Source organism: Miniphocaeibacter halophilus, from assembly GCF_016458825.1.
GTDB lineage: Bacteria > Bacillota > Clostridia > Tissierellales > Peptoniphilaceae > Miniphocaeibacter > Miniphocaeibacter halophilus.
Genome location: NZ_CP066744.1, coordinates 1,204,913 through 1,230,638 on the forward strand (window position 1 = coordinate 1,204,913; position 25,726 = coordinate 1,230,638).

A 25,726-nucleotide genomic window follows, 5' to 3' on the forward strand; every position below is an offset into this window, starting at 1 on the left:
TATATAATAAGAGGTAGCAAAAATAAAAAGTAGGTATACTATGAAGGATGAAAAATTAAATTATATAGTAGAAAATTCATTGGGAAACATTGCTCAATTTGTAAGTTTTGTTAATAACAAGCCAAATTATATACATATAAACAATCACAATAATAAAAACAAGACTATTAAATTATTAGTAGAGGAATTACTTTATTCTTCTAAAAGTCACTCAGTTAATATTAGAAGCTATAGGGAAGGTAGTACAAAAGGACATAAATTAATTTATGGTTTACGAATTGAAAATATAGATGAAATTATTAATATAATTGAAAAAAATAGTAGGGAAAATTTTGTATCAATAGTTAATGAAACAATAGATGTTAACGACGGTGGCGTTTCCGGTGTAGTAATGGGGAATTTAATAGAGTTTTCACCCAAGGACACTCCTAAAGCTGTAGAAAAAGAGGGAGTATGTTCCCTTCCAAAAGAAGTTGGATTTTATATTTTAGAAAAGGTATATGGTTTTAAGCCGGAAATTAATTTTGATGAAAATTATAGGGTAGAGTTTAGTATTCATCCAAATAAAGAAGGGGTTTTAAAAGAGCATACTATAATTTGGGAATATGAAAAATTACAAGGTAGCTCTACTGAAAAAAGAATAATATGGCCAAATAATTTTTCGAAATTTTTAGGAGATAAGGTTTTTGGTCTTTTGCTTTTAGACAGCCTTGGTTTTGATGTGCCCTATGCTACAGTAGTCAATAGAAATGTAGCGCCTTTTTACTTTGGTAAAAAGACAGGCTCCTTTGAAAAATGGATAAGAACAAGTCCTATTGAAAAAGAGGCAGGTAAATATTTTACAGGTAAAGGTTGGGTAGACCCTTTTATATTAATGAATGAAGAGGAAAAAAAGGGGAAAAAGGACATTAACATTGCTTCACTTTTATCACAAGATGCCGTAGAAGGAATATACTCAGGAGCTTCAATAATAACAAAAGATGAAAGTATTGTTGAAGGAGTAAAAGGCCAAGGTGATAATTTTATGGTTGGAAGGAAGAGTATTGAAAAACTACCAACTGAAATATTAAATAAGTTAGAAGAGTTAAATAAGAAAATAAGAAAATACTATTCCTATTTAGGAGATATAAGTATAGAATGGGTTTGTGATAATGAAAAAGTTTGGCTAGTTCAAATGAACCAACTAAAGAAGTATTATGGTAAGGACATAATAGTAGAGGGAAATCCGAGATATTATAAAAAGTTTTATACTTCACAAGGGCTAGAGTCCTTAAGAAATGAAATTGAAAATATTAAGGATAAAAACATAGGAATAGAATTAATTGGCAATATTGGAATAACCAGTCATTTTGGAGATTTATTAAGACAGGCAAATATTCCATCAAAAATAAAAAGAATAGATTAAAATATTTGGAGGCAAGTTATTAAAAAACATATTTATAAAATATATGCAGGAGTATCAGGATTATTAACAATAGGATATATGGTTTCACAGTATTTAAAGAATAATTTTCTTGTAGAAGATTTAGAAATAGGAAAGAAATTAGAAAAAATTTATAATCTTGAAACCTTACAAGCGGCTTGTATCTTTTTAATACTTGCTCTAGCTATGATTTTTGGACATATCTCCTACAGTTACTTTACTAAAGAGGAGCTATTGAAGAAAACGGGAATTTATATTTTGCTACTTAGTATAGTGGTAATAATAACATCCTATATATTGGAAATTGAAATTTTATATAATTTATTATTAATATTATTAGTAGGAATTGCAATAATCTCACATTTTTTTGGCAGATATTTCTCCAAGAAGGAAACAGAAAAAAGACAGAAGAAGAAATAATTTAAAAACACAAGGCCTTATTGATTTAAAGTCTTGTGTTTTTCTTTATAAAAATCTTAAAAGTTTTGCAGGTTAGAAAACCAGTAAATTTTATTTACTGGTTTTTATTTCAGGAAAGGAATTATATTCCTTATCTAACAGATGTATGTCAAGAATTGGACTGTTTTCATCGGTCTTTTTAGTAATTATCTTAGGGTCCTTTTTATCACTTTCAACCTTTAATTCATATTCCCTTATATTTGAGGTATTTTCTGAAAATATTATAATAAGAGTTTTTTCTTGAATAAAGTTAAAAATATGAACTTCTTCCCTTCCTCTATTGTCCTTGTCTACCTCCATACCGCCTAAATAACCGTTATTGTGGAAAATATCCAAATAAATATCTTCCTTGTATTTACTTAAATAGGCACTATAATTACCATCCTTGGTTTCTTTTAGTAAGGTATATTCTTCTTTTTGTGTATATTTGTTTTTGAAATATTTTTCAGGAGTAATGGGAGAAAATTTGTAGTAGATTAATCCTACAAGAGCAATTATTCCTAAAAATATAAAAATAAGACTATGTTTTTTAAAAAAATTCATAACAAACTCCTAAGAAAATATATTTTTACAATCTATATAATTACATAGATTATATTTAATATACTTACTTATTGCAACATTACTCTTTTATATTTTCAAACTGGGCCTTATAGAGTTTACCATAATAACTATCCTTTTTATTTAAGAGTTCCTTATGGTTTCCAACTTCTACAATTTTACCACTATCCATAACTAAAATTTTATCGGCCTCTCTAATAGTTGAAAGCCTATGGGCAATAATAAAGCTGGTTTTACCCTTCATCATATTTAAAAAGGCAGTTTGTATTTGGATTTCTGTTAAAGTATCAACAGAACTGGTAGCTTCATCTAGTATTAACATTGGAGGTTTACTAATCATAGTCCTGGCAATAGTTAAAAGTTGACTTTGTCCGTCTGATATTTTTAGTCCTCCCTGTCCTATTACCGTATTATATCCATTTGGTAATTTTTCTATAAAGGAATGAATAGAAGAAGCTTTACAGGCTTCAATTATTTCGTTATCTGTAGCCTTAGGATTTCCAAATATTAAATTGTCCTTTATTGTTCCGTCGAAAAGCCAAGTGTCCTGTAGAACCATTCCAAAGGCTCGTCTTAAAGAATCCCTGCTGTAGTTTTTTATTGGTACATTATCAATAGTTATTTCACCTGAATCTACATCGTAAAATCGCATTAAGAGATTAACTAAGGTGGATTTTCCCGCACCGGTCTTGCCTACAATAGCAATTGACTCCCCAGGTTCGACTAAGAGATTAAAATTTTCTATTAATGGTTGATTCTTTGTATAGGAAAAATAAACATTTTTAAACTCAACTTTTCCCGATAATTTTTCCTTATTTAATATATTATTAGTGTCTGGAGTTTCCGGTTTTTCATCTATAATTTCAAAAGTACGTTGTAGTCCAGCTAGGGCGGATTGAATTTGTGTCATTATTCCCGACAGTTCAATAAATGGTTTTGAAAACTGTGTAGAATAGATTATAAAGCTGGAAATAAGTCCTACGGTAACATTGCCAACACTATTTAAAACCAATAATCCTCCAACTAAACCTATTGACAAATAACTTATATGATCAATAAATCTCGACAAAGGATTAGTTAAAGAAGAAGCAAATTGGGCTTGTTTTCCAACGGTATATAATTCACTATTTATATTTTCAAAAGTTTTTTGGGATCTATTTTCATATTGAAAGGCCTTAACTATTTTTTGGTTTCCTACAATTTCAGAAATATAACCTGAAATATCGCCGACGATTTTTTGTTGAGTCATAAATTTACTTTGACTGGTTTTTGCAACAATATAATTCACTATAAAAATTAAAATAGTACCAATAATTACAACAAGAGTTAGGGGCATATTAAGTACTAACATTGTAATTAAAGATATAATAACAATTGTCATTCCACTGAAAATATTATTAAAAATTGCAGTAGTAGCCTCTGAAACATAGTCTAAGTCGTTTGTAAATCTACTGAGAATATTGCCATGGGAGGTATTATCAAAATATTTTAAGGGTAGGGTATTTAAGTGATTAAACATATCCTTCCTTAATTCGGCAACAGATAAATAAGCTACCCTATTTCCCAATACTTGAACAAACCACTGGGAAATTGCATTTGTAATAATTAAAAGAGCTATTAATCCAATAATACTAATAAGTAGAGTTAAATCTACTTTTCCAAGTCCAGTCATAGTGTCAACGGATTTACCAATAAAATAGGTAATTAAGACGGAAGTAGCTCCGCAAATAATTCCACTAAAGAGGGCAAAGAATATTTCTTTTTTATATATTTTCAAATAGGGGAAGAATCTTTTAAAAATCTTTTTACTCATTACAATTCCTCCTTTTCAATTTGAGATTTTGCAATAGCATTATATGTTTTTGATATTTGTAAGAGGTTTTCATGGTTATTAAAACCATCTTGCTTTCCATCGTTTAATACTAAAATTTTATCGGCAGACCTTACAGAGCTAATTCTTTGGGAAACAATTATTAAAGTAGTCTCCTTCATAGAATTGTTTAAAGCATTTCGCAAGTTTAAGTCCGTCTTATAATCTAAGGCGCTTAAAGAATCGTCTAAAATTAAAATATTGGGATTTTTAATAAGAGCTCGTGCTATTGCAATTCTTTGCTTTTGACCACCGGAAAAGTTTTTTCCTCCGGCAAGGACCTTATAATCTAAACCTTCCGGCAAGGATTTTACAAAGTCAGCACATTGAGCTATTTCTAAAGCTTTCCAACACTCGTCATCAGTGGCATTTTCTTTACCCCATAATAGATTACTTCTTATAGTTCCGGTAAATAAAACCGAATTTTGTGGGACTACTGCAATATGGTCCCTTAATACTTCTAAAGTATAATCTATAATATTTTTATTATTTATTTTCAAACTACCCTTATTTATATTATAAAAGCGTGGAATAAGTTGAATTAAAGCACTTTTTCCACTTCCCGTTGGACCAATAATACCTAGGGTTTCTCCTTGTTTTAAGGAAAAATTAATATCTTTTAAAGTATAGCCACTTTTTTCAGTATATTTAAAACCTACATTGGAAAATTTTAAAACTTCATTTTCCTTTTTCCAAGAGGCAGATTGGTCTACCAGGTCTGTAACAGAAGGCTCTGTATTAAAAATTTCATTAACTCTATTAGCAGAAGCAAAGGCTCTTGTAAAAATAACCACTAAATTAGCTACAACAATTAAGGCAAGTAGCATTTGTGTCATATAATTAATTAAAGCAAGAACTTCCCCTTGTTTCATTCCACCAATATTTACTTGATTACCACCAATATAAAGAAGAAAGATTATTGCTCCATTCATAATTAAAGTTGTAATAGGATTTAAAAGAGCCGATATATTTGCAACGGTTTTATAAGATATTGCTAAATCATCTGTAACAGAGGCTACTTTTTTTGCTTCCTCATCTTTTTTAGCAAAGGCTCTAATAACCCTAACTCCACTTAAATTTTCATTAACAACTAGATTTAGGGAGTCTAGTTTCTCTTGAACTTTCTTGTACAAAGGCACTGTTTTTTTCATAATGAAAAATAATAAAATACTAAATAGCGGTAAAGTAATTACAAAAATCCAGGCTATTTTAGGATTTATTATAAAAGCCATTACGATGGAACCAATACTTAAAAAAGGTGCCCTTACAACTAATCTAATAAGCATAGCTAAAGCCAATTGTAATTGATTAATATCGTTGGTAATTCTTGTAATTAAAGTTGAGGTACCATATTCATTAATTTCAACATGGGAAAAACTATTGATTTTCCTCATCATTTCATTTCTAAGTTCAGTTCCAAATCCCTGAGAAGCAATAGAAGAAAAATATTGACAAATAAGCACACAAACCAAACCTATTAAGGTCATTACAAACATGGCAAGGGCCATTTTTATAGTGGTGCTTGAATCCTTGTTATTAATTCCTTCATCAATTAGTTTTGCCATGAAAATAGGCAATAACAATTCAAAAACAGCTTCTAAAAATTTGAAAATTGGACCGAGTATTATTTGAACTCTATATTTTTTTGCATATTTTAAAAGAGAAAACATAAATTTATCCTTTCCTTGTTATCATTCTATTTTACGCCAATTAAAAAATATTTCAAAGCTTATATTACAAAATTGTTAGATATATTAAAAGAATTGTATGATATCATATGTAACGGATGAAAATTGTAAGAGGAAATTAGGAATTGAGGATAAATAATATGAAGAAGAAGATTTTAATAATCCTACTATTAGTAGGTATTTTTAATATAAATATTATAAAAAACAATGCACAGGCAGATGAAGTAAGACAAGAAAATCCTACAGAAGCATCTGTAGAAATAGGACTTTTAGGGGATTTATCCAAGGGTAATGAAAGGAAAAACGGTAATCCAAAAAAACCATTGGATATTAAAACCTATGTGAAATTTGACAACCATGCAGTACATCCTAGGGTTATCTACGATAAGAATAAACAATTTAAATATCCTTGGATAATGGTATTTACTCCTTATAGTTTTATGGATGACCAAAAGGAAAATCCTAGTATAGTAGTATCGGAAGATGGGATAAACTGGAAAAATCCAGAAGGATTGGAAAATCCAATAGTGGGAAAAGTTGTACCGGAAAATACCCACTATTCAGATCCGGATATTTTCATAAATGGTAAGGAAATAGAACTATGGTATCGTCAAAGTGATAAAGAAAAAAGACTGTCAAAATTATGTAGAATAAAATCTAAGGATTTAATAAATTGGTCCAAGGAAGAAGTAATATTTGATTATGGCACAGGTGGTTATGGTTATGGTGCATCAACTATAGTATTTAAGGATGGAGAATACAATCTTTACTATAGGGAGCATATGGACATGACTAGAGAAGGATATGTATATAGAAAGTCTAAAGACACTAAAAACTGGACAGAACCTGCAGCCGTAACGTTCGATTATGGTCCAACTTGGAGCAATTTTCATGCATGGCATATTGAAATTGATTATATAAATGGAAAATATTATGCATTGAATATGGCCTATCCACAAGAAAAGGCAGAGGGAGCGGTGTTGTTTGCCTTTGACTCAGAAGATGGAATTAATTTTAAAAATCCGGTAAAGGTAATTGAACCGACAAAAGATGGATTTGATAATAATAATATATACAAATCATCACTGGCAATAAAGGACAAGGAAATCTATCTTTACTATTCTGCTTATGCAAAGGATAAACAAAATCATATAGGACTTTTAAAAGGTCCAACATTTATGGAACTAGAAGCTGTAGAAGGAACAGGTGGAGGCTATATAAGTTTAAGAAAAATATTTTTATTAGGAGCAGTGACAGTAGTCGCTGTAACAGGTATAGGAATAGTTTATTTTAAAAAAAGAAAAAATAAGGATAGATAGGTAGAAAGCTGAAGTAATTATATAATTATTTCAGCTTTTTTAAGTAATATGGTTTAATATAATAATAAATGATAATATTAAGATATTATTTTAAAATATATAAGAAGGTGATTATTATGACATTAGTAGAAAGGCCTGTAAATTTAAGGGATATAGGTGGCTATGAAGGAATGGAAGGAAAGACTGTTAAGAAAATGACCTTACTTCGTTCCGGAGAAATTACCAATATTACTGAAAGGGATAAAAATATATTACTCAACAATTATGACCTTAGAACCATAGTAGACTTTAGAAGTGAAGAGGAAAAAGAACAAGCACCGGATACAAAAATCGATGGAGTGGATTATTTTCACATAGATATTTTAAAAAACAACTCTAATGGGGCTACATCTTTGAAAAATTTTAAAGAAGAGCCTAGTCCGGAAGTTATTAACAATTTAATGAATAGAACCTATGAAGATTTTATTGTTGATTCAGGGGCAATTACAGGTTATAGGCAATTTATTGATCTATTATTAAATCAAAATAATGGTTCCTTAGTTTTTCATTGTTTTGCCGGTAAGGACAGAACTGGCTTTGCTGCAGCTATTATTTTAAATATATTAGGAGTATCTAAAGAAAACATATTATACGACTATCTTTTAACTAATAAAATGAGGGAAAAAGAAAATAATAGAATAATATCTAAAATGAAAGAATTAGGTTTTAAAGAAAATGAATTGAGAGCCATGGACATAGCATTAAATGTAAAAGAGGAATATTTAATCTCCTCTATTAATAAGGCTAATGAGATATATGGCTCCTTAGATGGTTATATAGAAAATGCACTAAAGGTAGATAAGGAAGAAAAAAGGTTTTTATTGGAAAAATATTTAGTTTAAAATAATTATAAATATTAAAGTCTATTTTAAATATATACTATATACTATATAGTTAATTGACTTAACAGTTAATTAGTTATATTATCGTTTAAAGGATAATATAACTAATATATTGTCTAGTATAGAAAAACGTTTTTATAAGAAAAGGAGGGTAATATGGGCAAGAAAAAAGAAGGGAAATTATCGTCAAGAATGCTTGATGGAGTTGAAAGAGTTGGAAATGCATTGCCAAGTCCTGCTACTTTATTTTTTATACTATTTTTAATAGTAATAATTCTATCATTTGTTTTTAACAAGCTAGGTACTAAAGTTACCTATGATGCTATTGTTGATGGTAAACTTGAAGAAACAACAGTTTTAGTAAAAAATCTTTTAAGTAGAGATGGCTTAGTACATATTTTAACAAGTGCCATAGGCAATTTTACCGGTTTCTTTGCATTGGGAACTGTACTTACTATAATGCTAGGGGTTGGTGTTGCAGATGGTTCAGGATTAATTTCTGCATTAATGCGAAGAGTGGCTTTAAATACTCCAAAGGCATTGATTACTTCTGTAGTCATTTTTCTAGGAATAATGTCAAATATAGCTAGTTCAACAGGTTATGTTGTATTAGTACCTTTGGGAGCCATTTTATTTATGGCGTTTGGTAGACATCCAATTGCCGGTTTGGCAGCTGCTTTTGCCGGAGTTTCCGGTGGATGGAGTGCCAACCTTTTAATTGGTAGTAATGACCCGATGTTTGCAGGTATGGCTACAGCTGCAGCACAAACATTAGACCCTAATTATGTAGTTCAGCCAGTAGCAAACTGGTATTTTATGTTTGCGTCAACCTTTTTATTAGTAATAGTGGGAACTTTTATTACAGATAAAATAATAGAACCAAGACTTCCGGCATATAAACCAGACGTAAAAGAAGAAGCTGACTCTGTTACAGCTGATGAAAAAAGAGGAATTAAATTTGCTGGTATTGCTACCTTAATTTATTTAATTATAGTAGCGGTTTTAGTAATACCAACAAATGGATTACTTCGTGATCCAGAAACTGGTGGGATATTAAAATCTCCATTTATGAATAGTATTATTATTATAATGATGCTTTTATTCTTAATACCGGGTATTGCATATGGTTACGGAGCAAAAACATTAAAAAGCGAAAAAGATATTATAAAATTAATGGAAAAGGCCATTTCAGGATTAGCCAGTTTTATTGTATTAATCTTCTTTGCAGCACAGTTTAATGGAGCTTTTGAATACTCCAATATGGGAATAGTACTATCTGTTAAAGGAGCAAATTTATTACAAAATATTGGGTTTATTGGGCTTCCGTTATTAATTGCATTTATCATATTAACTGCATTTATAAATATATTTATTGCAGTTGATTCAGCTAAATGGGCAATGATGGCACCGATTTTTGTTCCAATGTTTATGCAGTTAGGAATTTCTCCTGAAATGACCCAGTTAGCTTATAGAATAGGAGACTCCAGCACAAATATAATTGCACCATTAATGCCGTTTTTTGTTTTAACAGTGGCATTTTTCCAAAAATATGATAAAAAAGCAGGAATTGGTTCGGTAGTTTCAACAATGTTACCTTATTCATTAGGATTTTTAGTAAGTTGGATAATTATGTTTATAATTTGGTATCTACTGGGATTACCAATTGGACCAGGAGCATCTATTTTTTATTAAGTAAAGGTTTTAAAAAGAGGTTAAAAATGAAGTCTAAACAAAATAAGTTTAAAAAATTATTAAGAGAAAAAGGTATAGATGGAGCTATAGTATCATCACCGGAAAACGTTCATTATATACTTGGTTTTGGAGGACATCAACATACGGTTTCACGCCAAGCTGGTTTTACTCTAGCAGTAATGTCATCTGATGAAAAAATAAAGACCCATGGAATAACTATGGATTTTGAATATCCTACATTTGTAAAAAAGAATGAAGATAACACCCATATTATAAAACAATACACAACTTGGGTTGGGGTAAGACAATGGTCAGATTTGCTTAAGGGCACAGTTCCGGAAGAGCCTAAATTTGTAAATTCCTTTGAAGTGATGTTAGAGTCAATAAAAGAAATGGATTTAGAAAATAAAGTTATAGGTTTAGAATTGGATTATTTACCAATTAATTACTACAATCAATTAAAGGAAAAACTGCCCCTTGCAGAATTTAAAAACATATCGGATTTATTTATTTTTTCAAGATCAGTTAAGACTGAAGAGGAAATAGAAATATTTAGAACTATTTGCAAAGTAGCAGATAATGGATTTTATGAAGTAAGTAAAATAGTTGGTATCGGAACTACTGAAAAGGAAATGTCCCAATGTTTTAAGGAATATGTAATAAAATCAGGAGTTTGTGTGCCTAGTAGTTGGTCCATGTTTTCTACAGGTCCCAACGGTGCAAGACTTACTATTCCAGAGGACGGTGTAATAGAAAAAGGTCATGTTGTAAAATATGATGCAGGAGTAAATGCAGCTTTTGATTTTTATACTACAGATACTTCCAGAGCTTGGGTTATGGAGGGAGCAGAAAAAGAACTATATAAATTAAAAGATAGACTGTATGAAGCTCAAAGAAAAATGATAGAATTAGCAAAACCGGGAATTCCAATTAAGGAACTATTTAATACGGGATTTAATTATGTAAAGGAAAAATATCCAGCATATAAAAGAGGGCATTTAGGTCATAGTATTAGTATGGGGCCTCAAACAGCTGAAGAGCCATATATAAATAGTACAGAAAATAGATTGTTAGAACCGGGAATGATTTTAGCTATGGAAGTTCCTTGTTATATAGACAATTTTAACGGTTTTAATATAGAGGATATGGTACTTATAACAGAAACAGGGGCAGAGGTTTTAACGCCAAAGACTCCACACTATATTTAGTTTAATAAAAAACAGTAGGGTAAATTTATCCTACTGTTTTTTTATTTAAGAGCCGTTAATTTTAAAAAAGTATTTTTTTATGCTGTTTCTCCAAATTTTAACAACAAAGGAAACTGTTATAACTCCCATAGCAATAGCACCGGAAACTTGTAGGGCATAAACTCCATACTGCCAAGTTTGACTTGCATTTCCTTCAACTAGGTTTTCCATAGTAGAAAGTATTGCTGCTCCTGGTACAAATGGTATCATTGAGGGACTTAAAAAAATTGAAACAGGTATTTTTCTATAAATTGCAAAAATTTCTGCCAATAAGGAAAAGGATATGGCGCAAAAATAATAGGAAATAATATCGGAATCAGTTATATTTTTTGTTAATACGAATACTATATTTCCTACAAAAGCTCCTATTGAAGCGAAGAATAAGTTTTTTCCCTTTATATTAAATATTATTCCAAAACCAAAGGCACAAAAAAAGGCCCAAAGACTACTATAAATCAAAATAATTTCTCCCTATCTTATATGAAATACATACCTATACCTAGGCCAATAGCAATTCCGACAGCAGTTAAAAGTGCGTCAATAAGTCTTGACAAACCTGAAATAGTATCGCTCATAATCATATCACGCATAGCATTTGCCAGGGCAAGACCGGGAACTAGTAGCATTAAGGCGCCGAGTATAATATTACTGGTATTAATACCGGTGAAAAAATATTCTATTAGATTGGTACCTAGTATTAAAAACAAGCCCGAAACAATATTAACAAACAAACCACTAATTTCTGCCTTATTAAGAAATTTCTTTAAAAAAGTAATAATAATTGCAATGGGAATTGTTAAAAATGCTTCCTTAAAAGTACCGCCAAAGAAAATTACAAAGGATGGGGCCGCAATTACAGCTGAACCAATATAATATATTGCTGTACTATATTTAGGTGAGTTGGTAATTTTTAAAATTCTTTTATTTATTTCTTCATAATCAGGAGAGTTTTTAGAAATATATCGTGACAGGTCAATAAGTTGTTCTACATTGTCCAAGTCTGTAGAAATATTATTAATTCTTTTGCTTTTTGTTACAGATTTGCCATCTTTTTCAATTGTAACTATTAAATTTCCTAACAAGGCAAAAGCATTAACTTCTTCAACCTTATATGCTTTACAAATATATTCAATACTTTGTTCTACCCTATATACTTCAGCACCGTTAGACAGTAACAAATAGCCAATATTAGTAGAACAGTCCAATAGTTTTTCCAGTTCCATAAAATTCTCCTAAATAAGTTAATAAGATGATGGTAACTAGAATATCATATTTACTAAAGCCGTTCAATATTAAGAAAAATATATTTATGGAAAGCATACTTTACATTTATTTCAAAGCTGATATAATATAATTAATGGAAAGTATACTTAACATTTGGAGGTAGACTAGATGTGAAAAATAGATTAAGAGAATTGAGAAAGGAAAGGGGAATAAACCAAGAGGAGTTAGCAGAAGCCTTAGAAGTTACAAGGCAGACCATAGGCTCTTTGGAAAATGGTAGATATGACCCTTCAATTAATTTAGCGTTTAAAATAGCCAAATATTTTAATATGCAAATTGAAGATATTTTTATATATGAGGGGGAAGAGTAATGAAAAAGAATTTAATTTTATCACTTACTGGTATTGTACTAATAGTATTTGGGATATTCTTATATAAGAGCATTAGTAATTTAAAAGGGATATTGGAAATGTTAACATATATTCTATTAATTTTTGGAATTGGTATTTTTGGTCATGGAATGGGAAGTATTTTAATAAAATATGCTATAAAAGATAATCCAAAAATAGAAAAAGAAAGTCTTGTAGCTTTAGAAGATGAAAGAAATGTAAAAATATCTAACTTAGCAAAAGCAAAGGCTTTCGATATGACAGTATATTTATTTGGAGCTGTTATATTGTTGCTTGTATTCTTAAAGGTTGAAGAAAGAGCGATACTAATACTTGCAATATCCTATGTATTCATAAATATTTATAGTATATATTATAGGGAAAAAATTGAAAAGAAAATGTAAGGAAGGGAAAATAAAATGATAGGATTATTTTGTGGAGTTAAGGTAAAAAGTGATGAGGAGTATAGGGCTATCTTAAGGAAGAGGATTATGCTTTTGGGAATTATATTTTTAATTGGAATTATTTCGTTATTAATTCCGACAATAGCGAAAAACATATTAGGGATTTACAATGTGGAAGGGGAGTATTACTATTATGGATTTGGTAGCGGGCTTATTTTTGCAAGTCTTGTTCTAATTTTAAAAACTATAAATATATTAAAGAACCCTTCAAAGTTAAAAAGTGAAAGAATTAAAAATGGTGATGAAAGAAATAAAAATATATCACTCAAATCGGCGAGAATAGCCTTGGGAATATTGGCACTAGCTATGACTTTAATCATTATAACAAGTGGAATTACAAATCCTGAAATTCGAATGATAATGGGAAAGCTGCTTTTATTATTACTTTTATCCTACACCATTTCCTATAGGATATTGAATAGCAAGGAATAGGATTTTAATATGTTAGGAATTTTTTCTGGTTTAGATGCCAAAACCGATAAAGAATATATATTGGAAAAAAAGAGGGAAAACAAAGAATACTTATTATTAATTATTTTTGGTGTGATTTGTCTAGTTCATAGTGTATTTGCAAGAGAGTTATATGATGGAATAAGTAAAGATAATGTTTTTATCTATTCTGCTTTTGGAATATTTTTAGCAGTTGCCGGATTATGGAGTATTGTCAATAATAGAAGGGTTGTTAAAAATGAAGAAAGATTGAAAAAGGAAAGAATAGAGCATACTGATGAAAGAAATAAAAAAATATCCATTAGAGCTTCTAGAATTTCTTTAAGAATACTTATTATATGTATCTTCTTAATATATACTTTTAAGGGAATAAAAGATCCTGAAACTAGGGATATGATGAGTTCCTTATGTCTTATTCTTGTAATATCCTATTTTGTTTCCTATAAAATATTGGAAAGAAAAATATAAAGCCTAGTAATTAGGCTTTATATAATTTTTTCTAAAATATTAATTGAACTTGCAACGGCTTTAGGACAAACATGTCCTTTAATTCCGGAATCCACAGCCATTTGTCTTTCTTTAGGAATTGTCATATTATGGCCAAGTAAATCCAGACAGTTAAAATATTTATTTTCTTTAATAAATTCTTCGTTAAATTCTCTCATTTTTTCTTTTGTAAAACCGGTGTTTTCTCCAAATTTAAGACCTAGTACTAAGTATGCTCCCGTAACAGCACCACAAGTAGATGCTAGATTAAGACCGGAACCTAAAAGAGCAGCCATTTTATGTGCAAATTCTTTAGATATACCTATATCTTTCGTAAAATAATCTACAACTACCTGACCTCAGTTAAGTCCTTCAGCCATTTTTTTATTTACATAGTCAATATTTACCATAATCTCACTCCTATTAAATGTATTTATTTTCTTATATATCTTTATATTTATTTATCTTTTTGGTATTGGTAAAGTCATTTACTAAGAAATCTTAAATTTTCCAACTATTAAATAAAAGTACAGTATTTTTATTAACTACAGGAAAAGAAATATTTATATTATAAACAATACTATTGGATATAAAATTATTCATAAATTTTTAGAAATTTCATTTTCTCCAGTATAATAAATATTAATGGCAGTTATTATTTATAATATCTTTAACTATTAAATTATCCTTAATAGTTAGATTTATTATATGATATAGATTATAAGTAAGCAATTGTAAAGGAAGGAAATATGGATATAGAAATAAAAGTGAAAGAAAGTAGGTTTAATTATAGGGTAGGTGCAATTATTTTAAATAATAATAAAATACTTTTTATGAAAGATGGAAAAGGTGACTATTACTATTTACCAGGTGGCAGAGTTAAATTACATGAAACTTCTGAGGAAGCAATAAAAAGAGAAATAAAAGAAGAATTAAAAATAGATGTTGAAATAGAAAGACCCTTGTGGTTAGTTGAAAATTTTTTTGTTGAAGATGTTAAGAAGGAAAAACACCACGAACTTGGAATTTATTTTTTAATTAATATTAAGGATAATGGTATAACAAAGAAAAATAAATTTATAGTTTATGAAAATAATAATAAGAAATTAGAATATACTTGGCTTTCCTTTGAAAGCCTAAAAAACGAGTATTTGTATCCTGAATTTATAAAAGAGAGAATTTTTAATTTACCAAAAACAATGGAATTAATAGTAGAAAAGGAAGAAAATGGAGAATATATTTAGTAATAAGGTCTTAAAACTTGGTGATATCATATCTGAAAAAAGAAAAGAAATAAATTGGACTCAGGAAGAGCTAGCGGGTTATTTAGGAGTAACAAAAGCTTCTGTATCAAAATGGGAAAGGGGAAGAAGTCATCCCGATATTTTATTACTACCCGAAATAGCAACCTTGTTTAATATTACAATAGATGAGTTACTCTGCTATGAATCAAATTTAACAAACAATCAAATAGTAATTTTAACGGAAAATTTAAGTAGCTTACTAAATGAAAAGGGAATAGAAGAGGCTTATAAGCAATTAAACTTTTACCTAAGAAGATATAAAAATCAAGCTAAATTTTTAATATCTATGGCGCAATGGTTATTAAATTCAACCTATGCAGTTAAAGAGGAGAAAAACTTAGAAAAATATTATAAGAAGGTATTTGAACTTACAGGCCAGGTGAAAAATATTTCAAGTAATACTATTTATTTAGAGGAAGCAGAATTAATAGAGTCTGTAACCTATATGTTAAAAAAAGAATACAGTAAAATTATAGGTATTGGAGAAAAATTACTCTCTCCTGTTCATAACGGACTTGATGAAGTATATATATCTGCATTATTAGCTAATGGTAATTTAGATGAATTTGAATACGGCTTTCAAATATTACTTTACCAAAATGCTGTTAATACTTTAGGAATTATTGTTGCAAAACTAACTACATTACCGGTAAATGAAGTATGGTTTGCAAAACTTATAAAATTAGGTGAAAATATTATTGACCTATTGGATTTAAAAGAGATGCCAACTAATTCTACCCTAGGCTATTATATTTTTGCAGCCTTAGGCTATTGTCAATTAGGGAAAGTAGAATTAGCTTTATTTTACTTAGAAGAATATACAGGAATAATTGAAAATTTAGACTTTCCAATACAATTAAAAGGAATAGAACTTTTCGATAAATTAGAAGAATGGCTTGATAATAATGTTATATTTCAGTCAACTAATACTATGAAGGAAGAAGATGTAAAAAGGGCCTTAGCAGAACCGATATTAAATAATCCTGGTTTTTCAAGACTTGAAAAGGAGGAAAAATTTAAAAACATAGTAAAAAGATTAAGGGAGATTTTACTATAGATATTACTTAAAATAAAAATTTTAAAAGTCCACTATTAAGCGGACTTTTTTTGATATTAATAAAGAAATTCTATTATTTTTTTGTCTACGTCTTTATTTTCGTGTAATTTACTATGTTGGGCATTTTTACCATAATATTTTTTATAATCTACAGAAATATTGTTGTTTTTTAGAAGAGAAATAATACTTAAGGCATCTGCCATTGGTACTGCTTCATCACCTAAAGAACCGTCTTCAACATCTCCTGCTATAATTAGAATATTTATATTTGGATTAATATTTGAAATGTTATTTTCAAAATCAATATAGCCTTTACTTTTAACTAGGGGGCCGTTGTTAATAAGGGAATCTAAAGTTTCTTCCTCAGATAATTCGATTAGGTTATTAAATGGGGAGCCAATGGCAACAAATTTTTCAACTTTTGGTAAATTTTCATCTTTCTCATAGGTTATTAAATACTGTAAAATACTTACTCCTCCCATTGAATGTCCCACCAAATTGACTTTTTCTATATTGTACTTGTCCTTTAAGTAGGCTAGGATGTTTTTTATCCAAGTTGCTTGCTTATATTCGTTGTTTTTATTGTCTTCAAATAGTATTTGTATAGCTGGGTTAGTGTTTTTGTTTGTAAGTTTTCCCCTTGCTATAATTTCACCATCTTTATTTATTTTTAATACTAATTCTTTTTTAGAAATATTTCCTTCTTCAAAACGATTAATCATTTTACCAAATGAATTTTCCGTACCCTTATAACCGTGTATATACAAGGTAGGAATAGAACTTTTCTTTTGTTTATAGTTTTTAGAACTGGTTTTATTGGTGTTTTTATTTAAACATGAAGATAGTATAAAAATTAATGAAACAGGAATTAATAAATATTTTATTTGCATTTTTGAGCTTAATTTTTTATAAACTGATTTTATATTCTTACTTGTTTTACTATTAATGGATTTTTTCATTTTAATTCACCTTCTTAAGTATATTGTATTTTACCATATATTTTATTAGGTTTATTTTTTAACAAACTTCCTTGTGTTATTAAGAGGTTATATATATACTTAATTTGTCTAATTAATAGAAGAACTTTTATTTGTAGGAGGTAAAGTTATGAAAAGTATAAAAAAATCATTTAAGTATATAAAGGGTAAAAAGATAGGAAGAATGACAAAAATATAAGATGGACTAATAAAGGAGAGGTTTTGAAGGAAAATAGTTTTGAAATTGAAAAATTTAATAGCTGGGCTAAAAATTATAATAGACAGGTAAGGGAAAGTGATGAAGAAAATAAATATCCCTTTGCAGCTTACGAAAATATACAAAATAGAATTAAAGAATATGTTTTAAGTAGAAGGGGAAAAAATATACTCGATATTGGAATAGGAACAGGAACTTTAGCAAAATTACTATACGATAAGGGATGTAATATTACAGGAATAGATTTTTCTAAAGAGATGCTTGAAAAAACAAAAACTCTGATTCCAACTGCGAATTTAATAAATTGGGATTTTACTTATGGATTGCCAGAGGGAATTAAAAATAATAAATTTGACATAATAATTTGTAATTATGCAATACATCATTTAAAGGATAACTTGCAGAAACTACTATTAGAGGAAGCTTTTAATATTTTAAAAGAAGAGGGAACTATAATTATTGCAGATATAATTACAGAAACAAAGAAGGAAATGGAAGTTGCAAGAACTAAGGACATAAACATTTGGGATGATGATGAATATTATTTAATATATGACAATATAAAGAGTTGGTTTATTAATAAAAAAATAAGTTTTGAAAAATACTCCTACTGTTCGGGAATATTATTTATGACTAAAAAATAACAAATTGGGTAAAAAATATAAGGGATAAATTAATCAAACCAAGGAGTGATTATATGAAAATAACGGCAGGGCAAGCTTTAGTAGATGTTTTAAATTCATGGGATGTAAAACATATTTATGGCATACCTGGTAGTTCAGTAAATGGGCTAATGGATGCTCTTTATACGGAAAGGGATAAAATAAAGTATATACAAGTACGTCACGAATCAGCAGGTGCAATGGCTGCAACGTCATATTCTAAATTTTCAGGAAAAATTGGTGTTTGTTATGGCTCAGCAGCACCGGGAGGAACGAATCTTTTCAACGGTTTATACGATGCAAAAATGGATAGGGTTCCTTTACTAGCAATAGTAGGTCAAACAGCAGCAGCAAATGTTAATACTAATTTCTTCCAAGAAATGGATGAAGTTCCTACTTATTCTGATGTTGCAGTATATAATAAAATGGCTACAACTGCAGAACAAATTCCACATTTAATTGAAGAAGCTATTAGAACAGCTTATTCAAAAAAAGGAGTAGCTGTTGTAATATTGCCAAATGATTTAGTTGAAAAGGAAATAGATTATAGTCCTAGAAAAGAGGAAAAAACACCTCCAATAGTTGAAAAACAACCTATTGTTGAAGATGATGTAAATAAGGTTTTAGAGATGATTAAAAAGGCTAAAAGACCTGTAATATATGGAGGTTTAGGACTAGCTGGTGGAAGGGATACAGTTGTAAAAATATCTGAAAAATTTTCCATGCCAATAATAACAACTGCATTGTCAATAGGAATTGCAGCACCAAATGACCATGAAAATTATATGGGTAGCTTTGGACGTTTAGGAACAAAACCTGCTTTTGAAGCAATTAATAAGGCTGACTTAATGCTTTTTGTTGGAACTAATTTTCCATTTGCAAGATTTTGGACGAAAGATTTAAAAATTGTTCAAATCAATAATAATATAGAGGATATTGGTAAACAAATTCCGGTAGAAATGGGAATAGTTGCTGATGGTAAAGAATTTTTAGAGGAACTATTGAAAGCTGACTACAAGAGGGAAGAAACGGATTTTCTTAAAGCTTGTAGAATAAACAAGAAAAACTGGGATACTTGGTTGGAAAATATAGCCGATGATGACAGCAAGGGACTTAATGCTGAGGCTGTAATAAAAGCAATAAGAGATCGTTCTACAGAAGATGCTTTTTATGGATTAGATGTTGGAAATAATACAATGTATTCTGTAAGAATGTTACCTTTAAACAAAAAGAGAAGACATGTAATAAGTGGTTGGTTTGCTACCTTAGGAGTGGGACTTCCTTATAGTATTGCAGCAAAGCTGACTACTCCTGAAAGACAGGTTTGGAGTATATCAGGTGATGGTGGATTTGCCATGAACATGCAAGAGATTATTACTCAAGTAAGGTATGAGCTACCAATTATTAATATAGTTTTAAGTAACGGTTCTTATGGTTTTATTCAACATGCACAAATTCAAAAGGACTTTATGTATGGAGTGGATATTACCGATGTAGATTGGGCAAAAACTGCAGAGGGAATGGGAGCAATATCCTATACAGTTAAAAATATTGAAGAATTAAATAAGGCAATGGATGAAATAATAGAAATTCAAAAATCTGGAAACAAAAAGCCTATATTATTAGATGCAAAACTCTTATATTCAGATCCATTAGATACAAGTAATATAAAATTAGATCCGGAAATATATTCTAAAGAAGAAATAGAAGAATTTAAGAAAACATATAATGTATTTGGACAACCGGCATTGTCAGAAATATTAAAAGAAATGTAATTTAAAAAAATCCTTAGTTTAAGATATACTTAGACTAAGGATTTTTTATTGTTTAAAGGACGGTGGTGACATGGATTTAGAAAATAAAATAAAAAAATGGAAGGCTGAAGAAAAATTTTCCTTTCAAGGTTGGGACTTTTCCCACTTAAAAGGTAGATGGGAAGATGAAAAAATTCCTTGGGATTATAGACAAATAATAGAAAAATATTTAAGGGAAGATTATAGATTACTGGATATGGGAACAGGTGGAGGAGAGTTTGTATTATCCTTAAATCATAATCCTAAGTTAATATCTGTAACAGAAGGATATTTGCCTAATTTTAAACTTTGTAAAGAAAAATTATCCCCAATGGGAATAGAAGTTGAATTTGTAGAAGACGATAATAAATTAAACTTTCCAAATAATTCCTTCGACCTAGTATTAAACAGACACGAATCTTTTAATATAGAAGAAGTGGCAAGAGTATTAAAGCCGGGAGGATATTTTATAAGTCAACAAATTGGTGGAAAAAATGATAGAGACCTTTCTAAAAGACTTATTAAGAATTTTAAACCTAAATATTCGGACAATATTTTAAGTAAGGTTCTACCTAACCTAGAAAAAAATGATTTTGAAATTATTTACAGCAATGAGTCCTTTACGCCAATAAGATTTTTTGATACAGGGGCCCTGGTGTATTTTGCTAAAATAATAGAATGGGAGTTTCCTAATTTTTCTGTAGATAAAACTATGGACGAACTTATTGCAATAGACAAGGAAATTGAAAAAAATGGATTTATAGAAGGAACAGAACATAGGTATGTTTTTGTAGCCAGGTTAAACAAATGAAAATAGCATTTTTAGATAGGGATGGAACAATTAATAAGGACTATGAGGATAAGCAATGGACAACAATAGTTGAACCTGAAATTTTACCTGGCTCAATAGAAGGACTTAAATATTTACAAGACAAGGGATTTAAATTTATTATTATAACAAATCAGTATATAATTGGAGAAAACTATATAACAACAAAACAATACAATGACTTTAATTCCAAATTAATAGAAATATTAAAGGACAAGGGAATAGATATAGACGATATATTTTATTGTCCTCATGCAAGAAGGGAAAATTGCAACTGTATAAAACCAAAAAAAGGAATGATAGAACAAGCCCTTGAGAAATACCCTAATATAGACATGAATAAATCCATATTTATAGGAGATTCTAAATGTGATTTAGAATTAGCGGAAAATATAGGGGTAAAATTTTTTGGAATAAATCTAAATTGTAAAAATAAAATTAGAAATATTTTTGAAATTAGAAAATATGCCAAGGAGTTGTAATGCAGAAAGAAGCGAGAATTTATACAATAAAAATAATACTACAATGTATTTTAGGATTACTTTTATTTCTACTTGGTTCTCATTTTAAAATAGATGAAAGAGGAATAATATACTTCTTTATTTATTTTGCAATGGCAATAGTGTCCTCTTTTATAATATATAAAATAAATGCAGAAACCTTAGGTTATAGAAATAAGATTAAAAGCAATGCACCTTTGTGGGATAAAATTTTAGCATCTCTATTGTGGTTCTTAATGTTTTATTTAATTTATTTTATAGCAGGAGTTGAAAGCATTAATAGTAAAACCATAGGGGTTTTATTTATGCTAGGTATAATATTGCAGTTTTTATCATCATTTTTAACCTTATGGGCCTTAATTTTCAACACCTACTTGGAGTCTACTTCCAGAATACAAAGGGACAGAAATCAGAAGGTAATAAAGGTTGGTCCCTATAAAATAATTAGACATCCAACCTATGCTGCAATACTTGTATGGTGTCTAGCAATTTCTTTAATATTTACCACTAAAAATGTAATTATAACAGCAATAGTAATAGGTGTAATTACAATAATTAGAACCATACTTGAAGACAATATGCTAAAAAAAGAATTAGAAGGATATTATGAATACACAAAAGAAGTCAAGTACAGAATAATCCCCTTTATTTGGTAGTAGAATTTAAACCATATGCAAAAGAGCATATGGTTTTTTTATTTACTATTGACAAGAAAACTTGGCGATATTATAATATATTTACCAAGTAAACTTGGCAAGGAGGTTAAGATGAAAAATTTAAATAAGGATGAAATACTTAAAAAAGCAAGAAATGAAAACAAATTAGGAGATGAAAGAGATAGAGAGATATTTTATAAATCCTATTCATTTGGCTATAGATTTATAATTAGATTTTTTATTCTACTTACTATTGTAGCCTTTTTTCAAAAATTATTTACTGGAAAGCCATTTGCAGATATAGAAGTTCTTTTCTTTGCAATTTGGGTTGGAATATTGGGAGAGAGTATAGGGAATTATTTCTACACCAAAGAAAAAAGTAGTTTATTAAGATTAGGATTGGTATTATTAGCAGTAATTCTAACACTTGTAAATATTATTATAAATTAATAAACATAAGTAATAGTTAGGAGAATATTATGAAAAAAATAGATAAGGATGAAATTTTAAAAAGAGCAAGAAAAGAAAGTAATAAAGAATATGAAGATAGGGTTTTTCTAAAAGCTATGAATAAATCAATGGTAGTTGTTGCTATATTATGTTTGTTTTTTGCGATTTCAAAATTAATATTTTCAGCTATTGGTAAATTTGAACAAGGAATTCCGTTTTTTGAATTCATAGCAGTACTTCTAGGATGTCTTTCTGCAAATCAATTGTTTATATATAAGAAAATAAAAAATAAGAAATATATTATATCATCAGTTTTGTATGGCATAGCTTTTTTAGCTAATGTAATTATGTATTTTATATACACATATAAATTTGTTATTTCAATTTAAGGAAAATCTTATGAAAAAAGAAGAATTAATACTACATAATAATTTAAAAGAAGTACGTACAGAAAAAGGACTATCCCAGCAAAAACTTGCAGACCTAGTAGGAGTTTCAAGAAATACCATTAGCTCAATAGAAACAGGACAATTTAATCCAACGGCTAAATTGGCCCTTATTTTATGTATAGCCTTGGATAAAAAATTTGAGGAATTATTTTATTTTTAAATGAAAAAGCTTATACCCTTTAAATAGGATATAAGCTTTTATTTATTCTTCTTCAGAAGATTTTTCCATTGGGCTATTGTATTTCTCTTTATTAAAAGTACCTTCCCATTTATCAACAAGTATTGCTGAAACCATGGCACCTGCTACATTTAACAAGGTACGTCCCATGTCTATAATTGGATCTATTCCAAAAACAGCACCAATACTTGAAATAGTATGACCAAATCCTAATCCATTTAAGGTAACTGTAGCTGCAACTGTGGCAGTTCCAGGAACACCGGCTATACCAATAGAGCCTACTGTTACTACGACTACTACTAACATATAGAAGGAGAAAGTCATTTCTGTACCAACAGCAGATGCTATTAAAACACCTAACATTGCAGGGAAGACTCCGGCACAGCCATTCATTCCTATGGAAGTTCCTAAGGTTGCCACAAAGTTTGAAGTTTGGTTAGAAACTCCTAAATCATTTTCTAAAGTTTTTAAAGTATAAGGTAAGGTACCTACACTTGAACGAGAAGAAAATGCAAATAATAATGTTGTAAAGGCTTTTTTGTAGAATGTTATAGGATTTGCACCTACAGCTATTAAAATTACTACATAAACTAACAACATTATAATTACACCAACATAAAGTGCACCTATAAAGCTTAACATTCCATAAATAGATTTTAATCCGTTGGAAATTATAGTATTAGATACTAAAGCAACAACTCCATATGGCATAAGTTTTATAATATTGGTCAATACAGAGTTTACAGTAACTTTTAATGATTCTAATAAAGTAACAAAAGGTTCCACTTCCTTTGGCTTTTTCACCTTTAAAAATCTTATTGCCCCTGCAAATAATGCTGCAATAATTACAACAGAAACTATACTTCCGTTGTCTCCCATAACTGAAAAAATATTGTTTGGAACAAGATTTAAGAAAAATTCAGGGAAGGATTGGGTAGCAACATTAGTCATTGTTTCCATCTTTTGTTCCGTTAATTCTCCTGCAAAAGTTGCTCCATTTAGGTTAAATAACTTAACAACTAAGATACCTACAATAGCAGATATAGCAGTAGTTCCCAATAAAGCAAAAAATGTTTTTCCAGTTAATGTTCTAAGTCTGTTTCCTTGAACGTCAATTACAACTTTAATTATAGATAAAAAAACTACTGGAATAGCTAAAAGTTGAACTAATTTAAGGAAACCTGTACCAATAAGTCCATACCAAGATGAAATTTCAACTCGACCATATTCTAAATAAATATTATTTTCTCCACCAATGAAATCGATGGCAACCCCAATTACTAAACCTAAAATTAACGCAATAATCATACGTTTGGAAAAGTTTAATTTTTTACTTTTCAAATATTTTAAAAACAATAAAGAAATTACTAAAACAATAATAGCTGAAATAGTATAAAAATTACTTAGCTTTAAAAATTGGGTAAAAAATGGTTCATTAATCATAAAAACAACTCCTTTCATTTTGTAATTAGCAGGAATGAAATCCTACAATAATTGTAGCAATTAAAATCAACAAAAATTAAAATTGCTTTTATATTATACCCGATAATAGGTATGTATATCAAACATGATATTAATCTTTTATTATTAAATATTAATTTCATATACTTTTTTTAAAGATTTGATATTTATAATTAAGAAAATATTTAACTTCCTTATATAGAATGTTGAAAATAATTTAAAACATAGCATAAAAACATGGCCTAGTATATTAGACCATGTTTTTATGCTATGTTTTCACCTATTTGTATTTTTTTTAACTCAGCTCTTTTTTTCTTTATAGAGTATATTACTACATCATAAGCTTTCCTAGCGTGTTCCTTAGTCAAGGCTTCTGTTCCCTCTAGGGGATAGGGAATTCCTAAATTCTTGTATTTTGAAACTCCCATTGTATGATAGGGTAGTATATCTATAGCTTTTATATTATTTAACTTTGCTAAAAACTCTCCAAGTTTTAAAAGATATTCTGTTTTATAGGTTATATTTGGAACTATTACATGTCTTATCCATACAGGAATATTTTTTCTAGACAAGTAATTAGCAAAATCCAGTACCTCTTTATTACTTCTTCCTGTTAATTTCTTATGTTCTTCATCATCAATATGTTTTATATCTAAAAGAACTAAATCAACATTTTTAAGCAAAAGGTCTATTTTGTTTAAATATTTTTTGCTCCTATTAAAAGGAACTCCACTAGTATCTAAGCATATGTGTATATTTTCTTCTTTAGCTTTTTCAAAAAGTTCAATAAGAAAATCAATTTGTAGTAATGCTTCTCCACCGGATACAGTAATACCTCCCTTGTGTAAAAAGGGTTTATATCTATTATAATCTTCCAATATTTCGTCAACGGTTTTTCCGTTTTCCTTATGGAATTTCCAACTATCGGGATTATGACAATACAAACATCTCATTGGACATCCCTGCATAAAAATTACATATCTTATGCCTGGTCCATCAACTGTTCCAAAGGTTTCGATAGAATGAATGTAACCTTTCAT

Annotated in this window: 28 protein-coding genes and 1 pseudogene; 20 read left to right on the top strand and 9 right to left on the bottom strand. The window is 29.0% G+C overall.

All coding sequences use genetic code 11. The features are described 5' to 3' along the window. The first annotated feature begins 40 nt into the window (after window positions 1–40). Both JFY71_RS05900 and JFY71_RS05905 read left to right on the top strand, forming a co-directional pair. Window positions 41–1,405, top strand: coding sequence for a hypothetical protein (locus JFY71_RS05900; RefSeq protein ID WP_243659896.1), 1,365 nt, complete (start codon window positions 41–43; stop codon window positions 1,403–1,405). Window positions 1,406–1,483: 78 nt separating this feature from the next. After that, window positions 1,484–1,843 (top strand): hypothetical protein, encoded by a 360-nt coding sequence (locus JFY71_RS05905; RefSeq protein ID WP_243659897.1) that lies wholly within the window; start codon window positions 1,484–1,486, stop codon window positions 1,841–1,843. A 90-nt stretch (window positions 1,844–1,933) separates the two neighbouring features. Here the strand turns inward: JFY71_RS05905 and JFY71_RS05910 are convergent, their stop codons facing one another. From JFY71_RS05910 to JFY71_RS05920, 3 genes are all read right to left on the bottom strand, one after another. Further along, the gene (locus JFY71_RS05910) at window positions 1,934–2,425 is read right to left on the bottom strand and encodes a hypothetical protein (RefSeq protein WP_243659898.1); all 492 of its coding nucleotides are present in this window, start codon (window positions 2,423–2,425) and stop codon (window positions 1,934–1,936) included. A gap of 79 nt (window positions 2,426–2,504) precedes the next feature. Continuing rightward, window positions 2,505–4,256: an ABC transporter ATP-binding protein gene (locus tag JFY71_RS05915; protein WP_243659899.1), complete on the bottom strand. Its 1,752-nt coding sequence runs from the start codon at window positions 4,254–4,256 to the stop codon at window positions 2,505–2,507. Next, entirely contained in the window at window positions 4,256–5,983 is a 1,728-nt protein-coding gene (locus JFY71_RS05920) for an ABC transporter ATP-binding protein (protein WP_243659900.1), read from the bottom strand. The genes JFY71_RS05915 and JFY71_RS05920 overlap by 1 nt, the downstream gene beginning before the upstream one ends. Before the next feature lie 158 nt (window positions 5,984–6,141). Between JFY71_RS05920 and JFY71_RS05925 the strand changes: the two genes are divergently transcribed. The 4 genes from JFY71_RS05925 to JFY71_RS05940 all read left to right on the top strand — a co-directional run bounded on the left by JFY71_RS05925 (window position 6,142) and on the right by JFY71_RS05940 (window position 11,101). Continuing rightward, window positions 6,142–7,320 (top strand): glycoside hydrolase family protein, encoded by a 1,179-nt coding sequence (locus JFY71_RS05925; RefSeq protein WP_243659901.1) that lies wholly within the window; start codon window positions 6,142–6,144, stop codon window positions 7,318–7,320. A gap of 116 nt (window positions 7,321–7,436) precedes the next feature. Further along, on the top strand, window positions 7,437–8,201 hold the full coding sequence (locus tag JFY71_RS05930) for a tyrosine-protein phosphatase (RefSeq protein ID WP_243659902.1): 765 nt from the start codon (window positions 7,437–7,439) through the stop codon (window positions 8,199–8,201). Between the two features lie 156 nt (window positions 8,202–8,357). Continuing rightward, window positions 8,358–9,893: an AbgT family transporter gene (locus JFY71_RS05935; RefSeq protein WP_243659903.1), complete on the top strand. Its 1,536-nt coding sequence runs from the start codon at window positions 8,358–8,360 to the stop codon at window positions 9,891–9,893. A gap of 26 nt (window positions 9,894–9,919) precedes the next feature. Further along, window positions 9,920–11,101: a M24 family metallopeptidase gene (locus tag JFY71_RS05940; RefSeq protein ID WP_243659904.1), complete on the top strand. Its 1,182-nt coding sequence runs from the start codon at window positions 9,920–9,922 to the stop codon at window positions 11,099–11,101. Between the two features lie 45 nt (window positions 11,102–11,146). Here JFY71_RS05940 and JFY71_RS05945 read toward each other — a convergent pair whose 3' ends face one another. After that, window positions 11,147–11,599, bottom strand: a complete 453-nt coding sequence (locus JFY71_RS05945; RefSeq protein ID WP_243659905.1) for a threonine/serine exporter family protein — start codon at window positions 11,597–11,599, stop codon at window positions 11,147–11,149. A gap of 17 nt (window positions 11,600–11,616) precedes the next feature. Continuing rightward, window positions 11,617–12,363, bottom strand: a complete 747-nt coding sequence (locus tag JFY71_RS05950; RefSeq protein WP_243659906.1) for a threonine/serine exporter family protein — start codon at window positions 12,361–12,363, stop codon at window positions 11,617–11,619. Window positions 12,364–12,534: 171 nt separating this feature from the next. Between JFY71_RS05950 and JFY71_RS05955 the strand changes: the two genes are divergently transcribed. Genes JFY71_RS05955 through JFY71_RS05970 form a run of 4 tightly spaced genes read left to right on the top strand, consistent with a single transcriptional unit; the run spans window position 12,535 to window position 14,135 of the window. Continuing rightward, window positions 12,535–12,735, top strand: coding sequence for a helix-turn-helix transcriptional regulator (locus JFY71_RS05955; protein ID WP_243659907.1), 201 nt, complete (start codon window positions 12,535–12,537; stop codon window positions 12,733–12,735). Next, the gene (locus JFY71_RS05960; protein ID WP_243659908.1) at window positions 12,735–13,157 is read left to right on the top strand and encodes a hypothetical protein; all 423 of its coding nucleotides are present in this window, start codon (window positions 12,735–12,737) and stop codon (window positions 13,155–13,157) included. The genes JFY71_RS05955 and JFY71_RS05960 overlap by 1 nt, the downstream gene beginning before the upstream one ends. Before the next feature lie 15 nt (window positions 13,158–13,172). Then, window positions 13,173–13,649: a DUF2178 domain-containing protein gene (locus JFY71_RS05965; RefSeq protein ID WP_243659909.1), complete on the top strand. Its 477-nt coding sequence runs from the start codon at window positions 13,173–13,175 to the stop codon at window positions 13,647–13,649. Window positions 13,650–13,658: 9 nt separating this feature from the next. Beyond that, window positions 13,659–14,135, top strand: coding sequence for a DUF6442 family protein (locus JFY71_RS05970; protein ID WP_243659910.1), 477 nt, complete (start codon window positions 13,659–13,661; stop codon window positions 14,133–14,135). 17 nt (window positions 14,136–14,152) lie between these two features. Here the strand turns inward: JFY71_RS05970 and JFY71_RS05975 are convergent. After that, window positions 14,153–14,497: pseudogene (locus JFY71_RS05975) on the bottom strand (C-GCAxxG-C-C family protein); the annotation flags it as partial. 405 nt (window positions 14,498–14,902) lie between these two features. Between JFY71_RS05975 and JFY71_RS05980 the strand changes: the two are divergent. Then, window positions 14,903–15,397 carry an NUDIX hydrolase gene (locus JFY71_RS05980; protein ID WP_243659912.1) on the top strand — a complete coding sequence of 165 codons (495 nt, stop codon included), beginning with the start codon at window positions 14,903–14,905 and terminating at the stop codon, window positions 15,395–15,397. Further along, on the top strand, window positions 15,381–16,514 hold the full coding sequence (locus tag JFY71_RS05985) for a helix-turn-helix domain-containing protein (protein WP_243659913.1): 1,134 nt from the start codon (window positions 15,381–15,383) through the stop codon (window positions 16,512–16,514). The genes JFY71_RS05980 and JFY71_RS05985 overlap by 17 nt, the downstream gene beginning before the upstream one ends. 56 nt (window positions 16,515–16,570) lie before the next feature. On the opposite strand, the gene JFY71_RS05990 is transcribed toward JFY71_RS05985, so the two are convergent. Further along, window positions 16,571–17,473 carry an alpha/beta fold hydrolase gene (locus JFY71_RS05990; RefSeq protein WP_243659914.1) on the bottom strand — a complete coding sequence of 301 codons (903 nt, stop codon included), beginning with the start codon at window positions 17,471–17,473 and terminating at the stop codon, window positions 16,571–16,573. Window positions 17,474–17,713: 240 nt separating this feature from the next. On the opposite strand from JFY71_RS05990, the gene JFY71_RS05995 reads away from it, so the two are divergent. The 8 genes from JFY71_RS05995 (at window position 17,714) to JFY71_RS06030 (ending at window position 23,207) form a co-directional block, all read left to right on the top strand. Then, window positions 17,714–18,352 carry a class I SAM-dependent methyltransferase gene (locus tag JFY71_RS05995; protein ID WP_243659915.1) on the top strand — a complete coding sequence of 213 codons (639 nt, stop codon included), beginning with the start codon at window positions 17,714–17,716 and terminating at the stop codon, window positions 18,350–18,352. Window positions 18,353–18,405: 53 nt separating this feature from the next. Then, window positions 18,406–20,145 (top strand): thiamine pyrophosphate-dependent enzyme, encoded by a 1,740-nt coding sequence (locus JFY71_RS06000; protein ID WP_243659916.1) that lies wholly within the window; start codon window positions 18,406–18,408, stop codon window positions 20,143–20,145. A 70-nt stretch (window positions 20,146–20,215) separates the two neighbouring features. Beyond that, entirely contained in the window at window positions 20,216–20,974 is a 759-nt protein-coding gene (locus tag JFY71_RS06005) for a class I SAM-dependent methyltransferase (protein WP_243659917.1), read from the top strand. Continuing rightward, entirely contained in the window at window positions 20,971–21,474 is a 504-nt protein-coding gene (locus JFY71_RS06010) for a D-glycero-alpha-D-manno-heptose-1,7-bisphosphate 7-phosphatase (protein WP_243659918.1), read from the top strand. The genes JFY71_RS06005 and JFY71_RS06010 overlap by 4 nt, the downstream gene beginning before the upstream one ends. Continuing rightward, complete coding sequence (locus tag JFY71_RS06015) at window positions 21,474–22,148, top strand: methyltransferase family protein (protein ID WP_243659919.1); 675 nt, start codon at window positions 21,474–21,476, stop codon at window positions 22,146–22,148. Before JFY71_RS06010 ends, JFY71_RS06015 begins: the two co-directional genes overlap by 1 nt. 111 nt (window positions 22,149–22,259) lie before the next feature. Continuing rightward, window positions 22,260–22,598 (top strand): DUF6442 family protein, encoded by a 339-nt coding sequence (locus JFY71_RS06020; RefSeq protein WP_243659920.1) that lies wholly within the window; start codon window positions 22,260–22,262, stop codon window positions 22,596–22,598. A gap of 29 nt (window positions 22,599–22,627) precedes the next feature. Beyond that, window positions 22,628–22,987: a DUF6442 family protein gene (locus JFY71_RS06025; protein WP_243659921.1), complete on the top strand. Its 360-nt coding sequence runs from the start codon at window positions 22,628–22,630 to the stop codon at window positions 22,985–22,987. Window positions 22,988–22,997: 10 nt separating this feature from the next. Continuing rightward, window positions 22,998–23,207, top strand: coding sequence for a helix-turn-helix transcriptional regulator (locus tag JFY71_RS06030; RefSeq protein ID WP_243659922.1), 210 nt, complete (start codon window positions 22,998–23,000; stop codon window positions 23,205–23,207). Between the two features lie 42 nt (window positions 23,208–23,249). On the opposite strand, the gene JFY71_RS06035 is transcribed toward JFY71_RS06030, so the two are convergent. Both JFY71_RS06035 and pflA read right to left on the bottom strand, forming a co-directional pair. Then, entirely contained in the window at window positions 23,250–24,668 is a 1,419-nt protein-coding gene (locus tag JFY71_RS06035) for a cation:dicarboxylate symporter family transporter (RefSeq protein ID WP_243659923.1), read from the bottom strand. A gap of 281 nt (window positions 24,669–24,949) precedes the next feature. After that, a complete protein-coding gene (pflA, locus tag JFY71_RS06040; RefSeq protein ID WP_243659924.1) occupies window positions 24,950–25,726 on the bottom strand; it encodes a pyruvate formate-lyase-activating protein in 777 nt (258 codons plus the stop codon).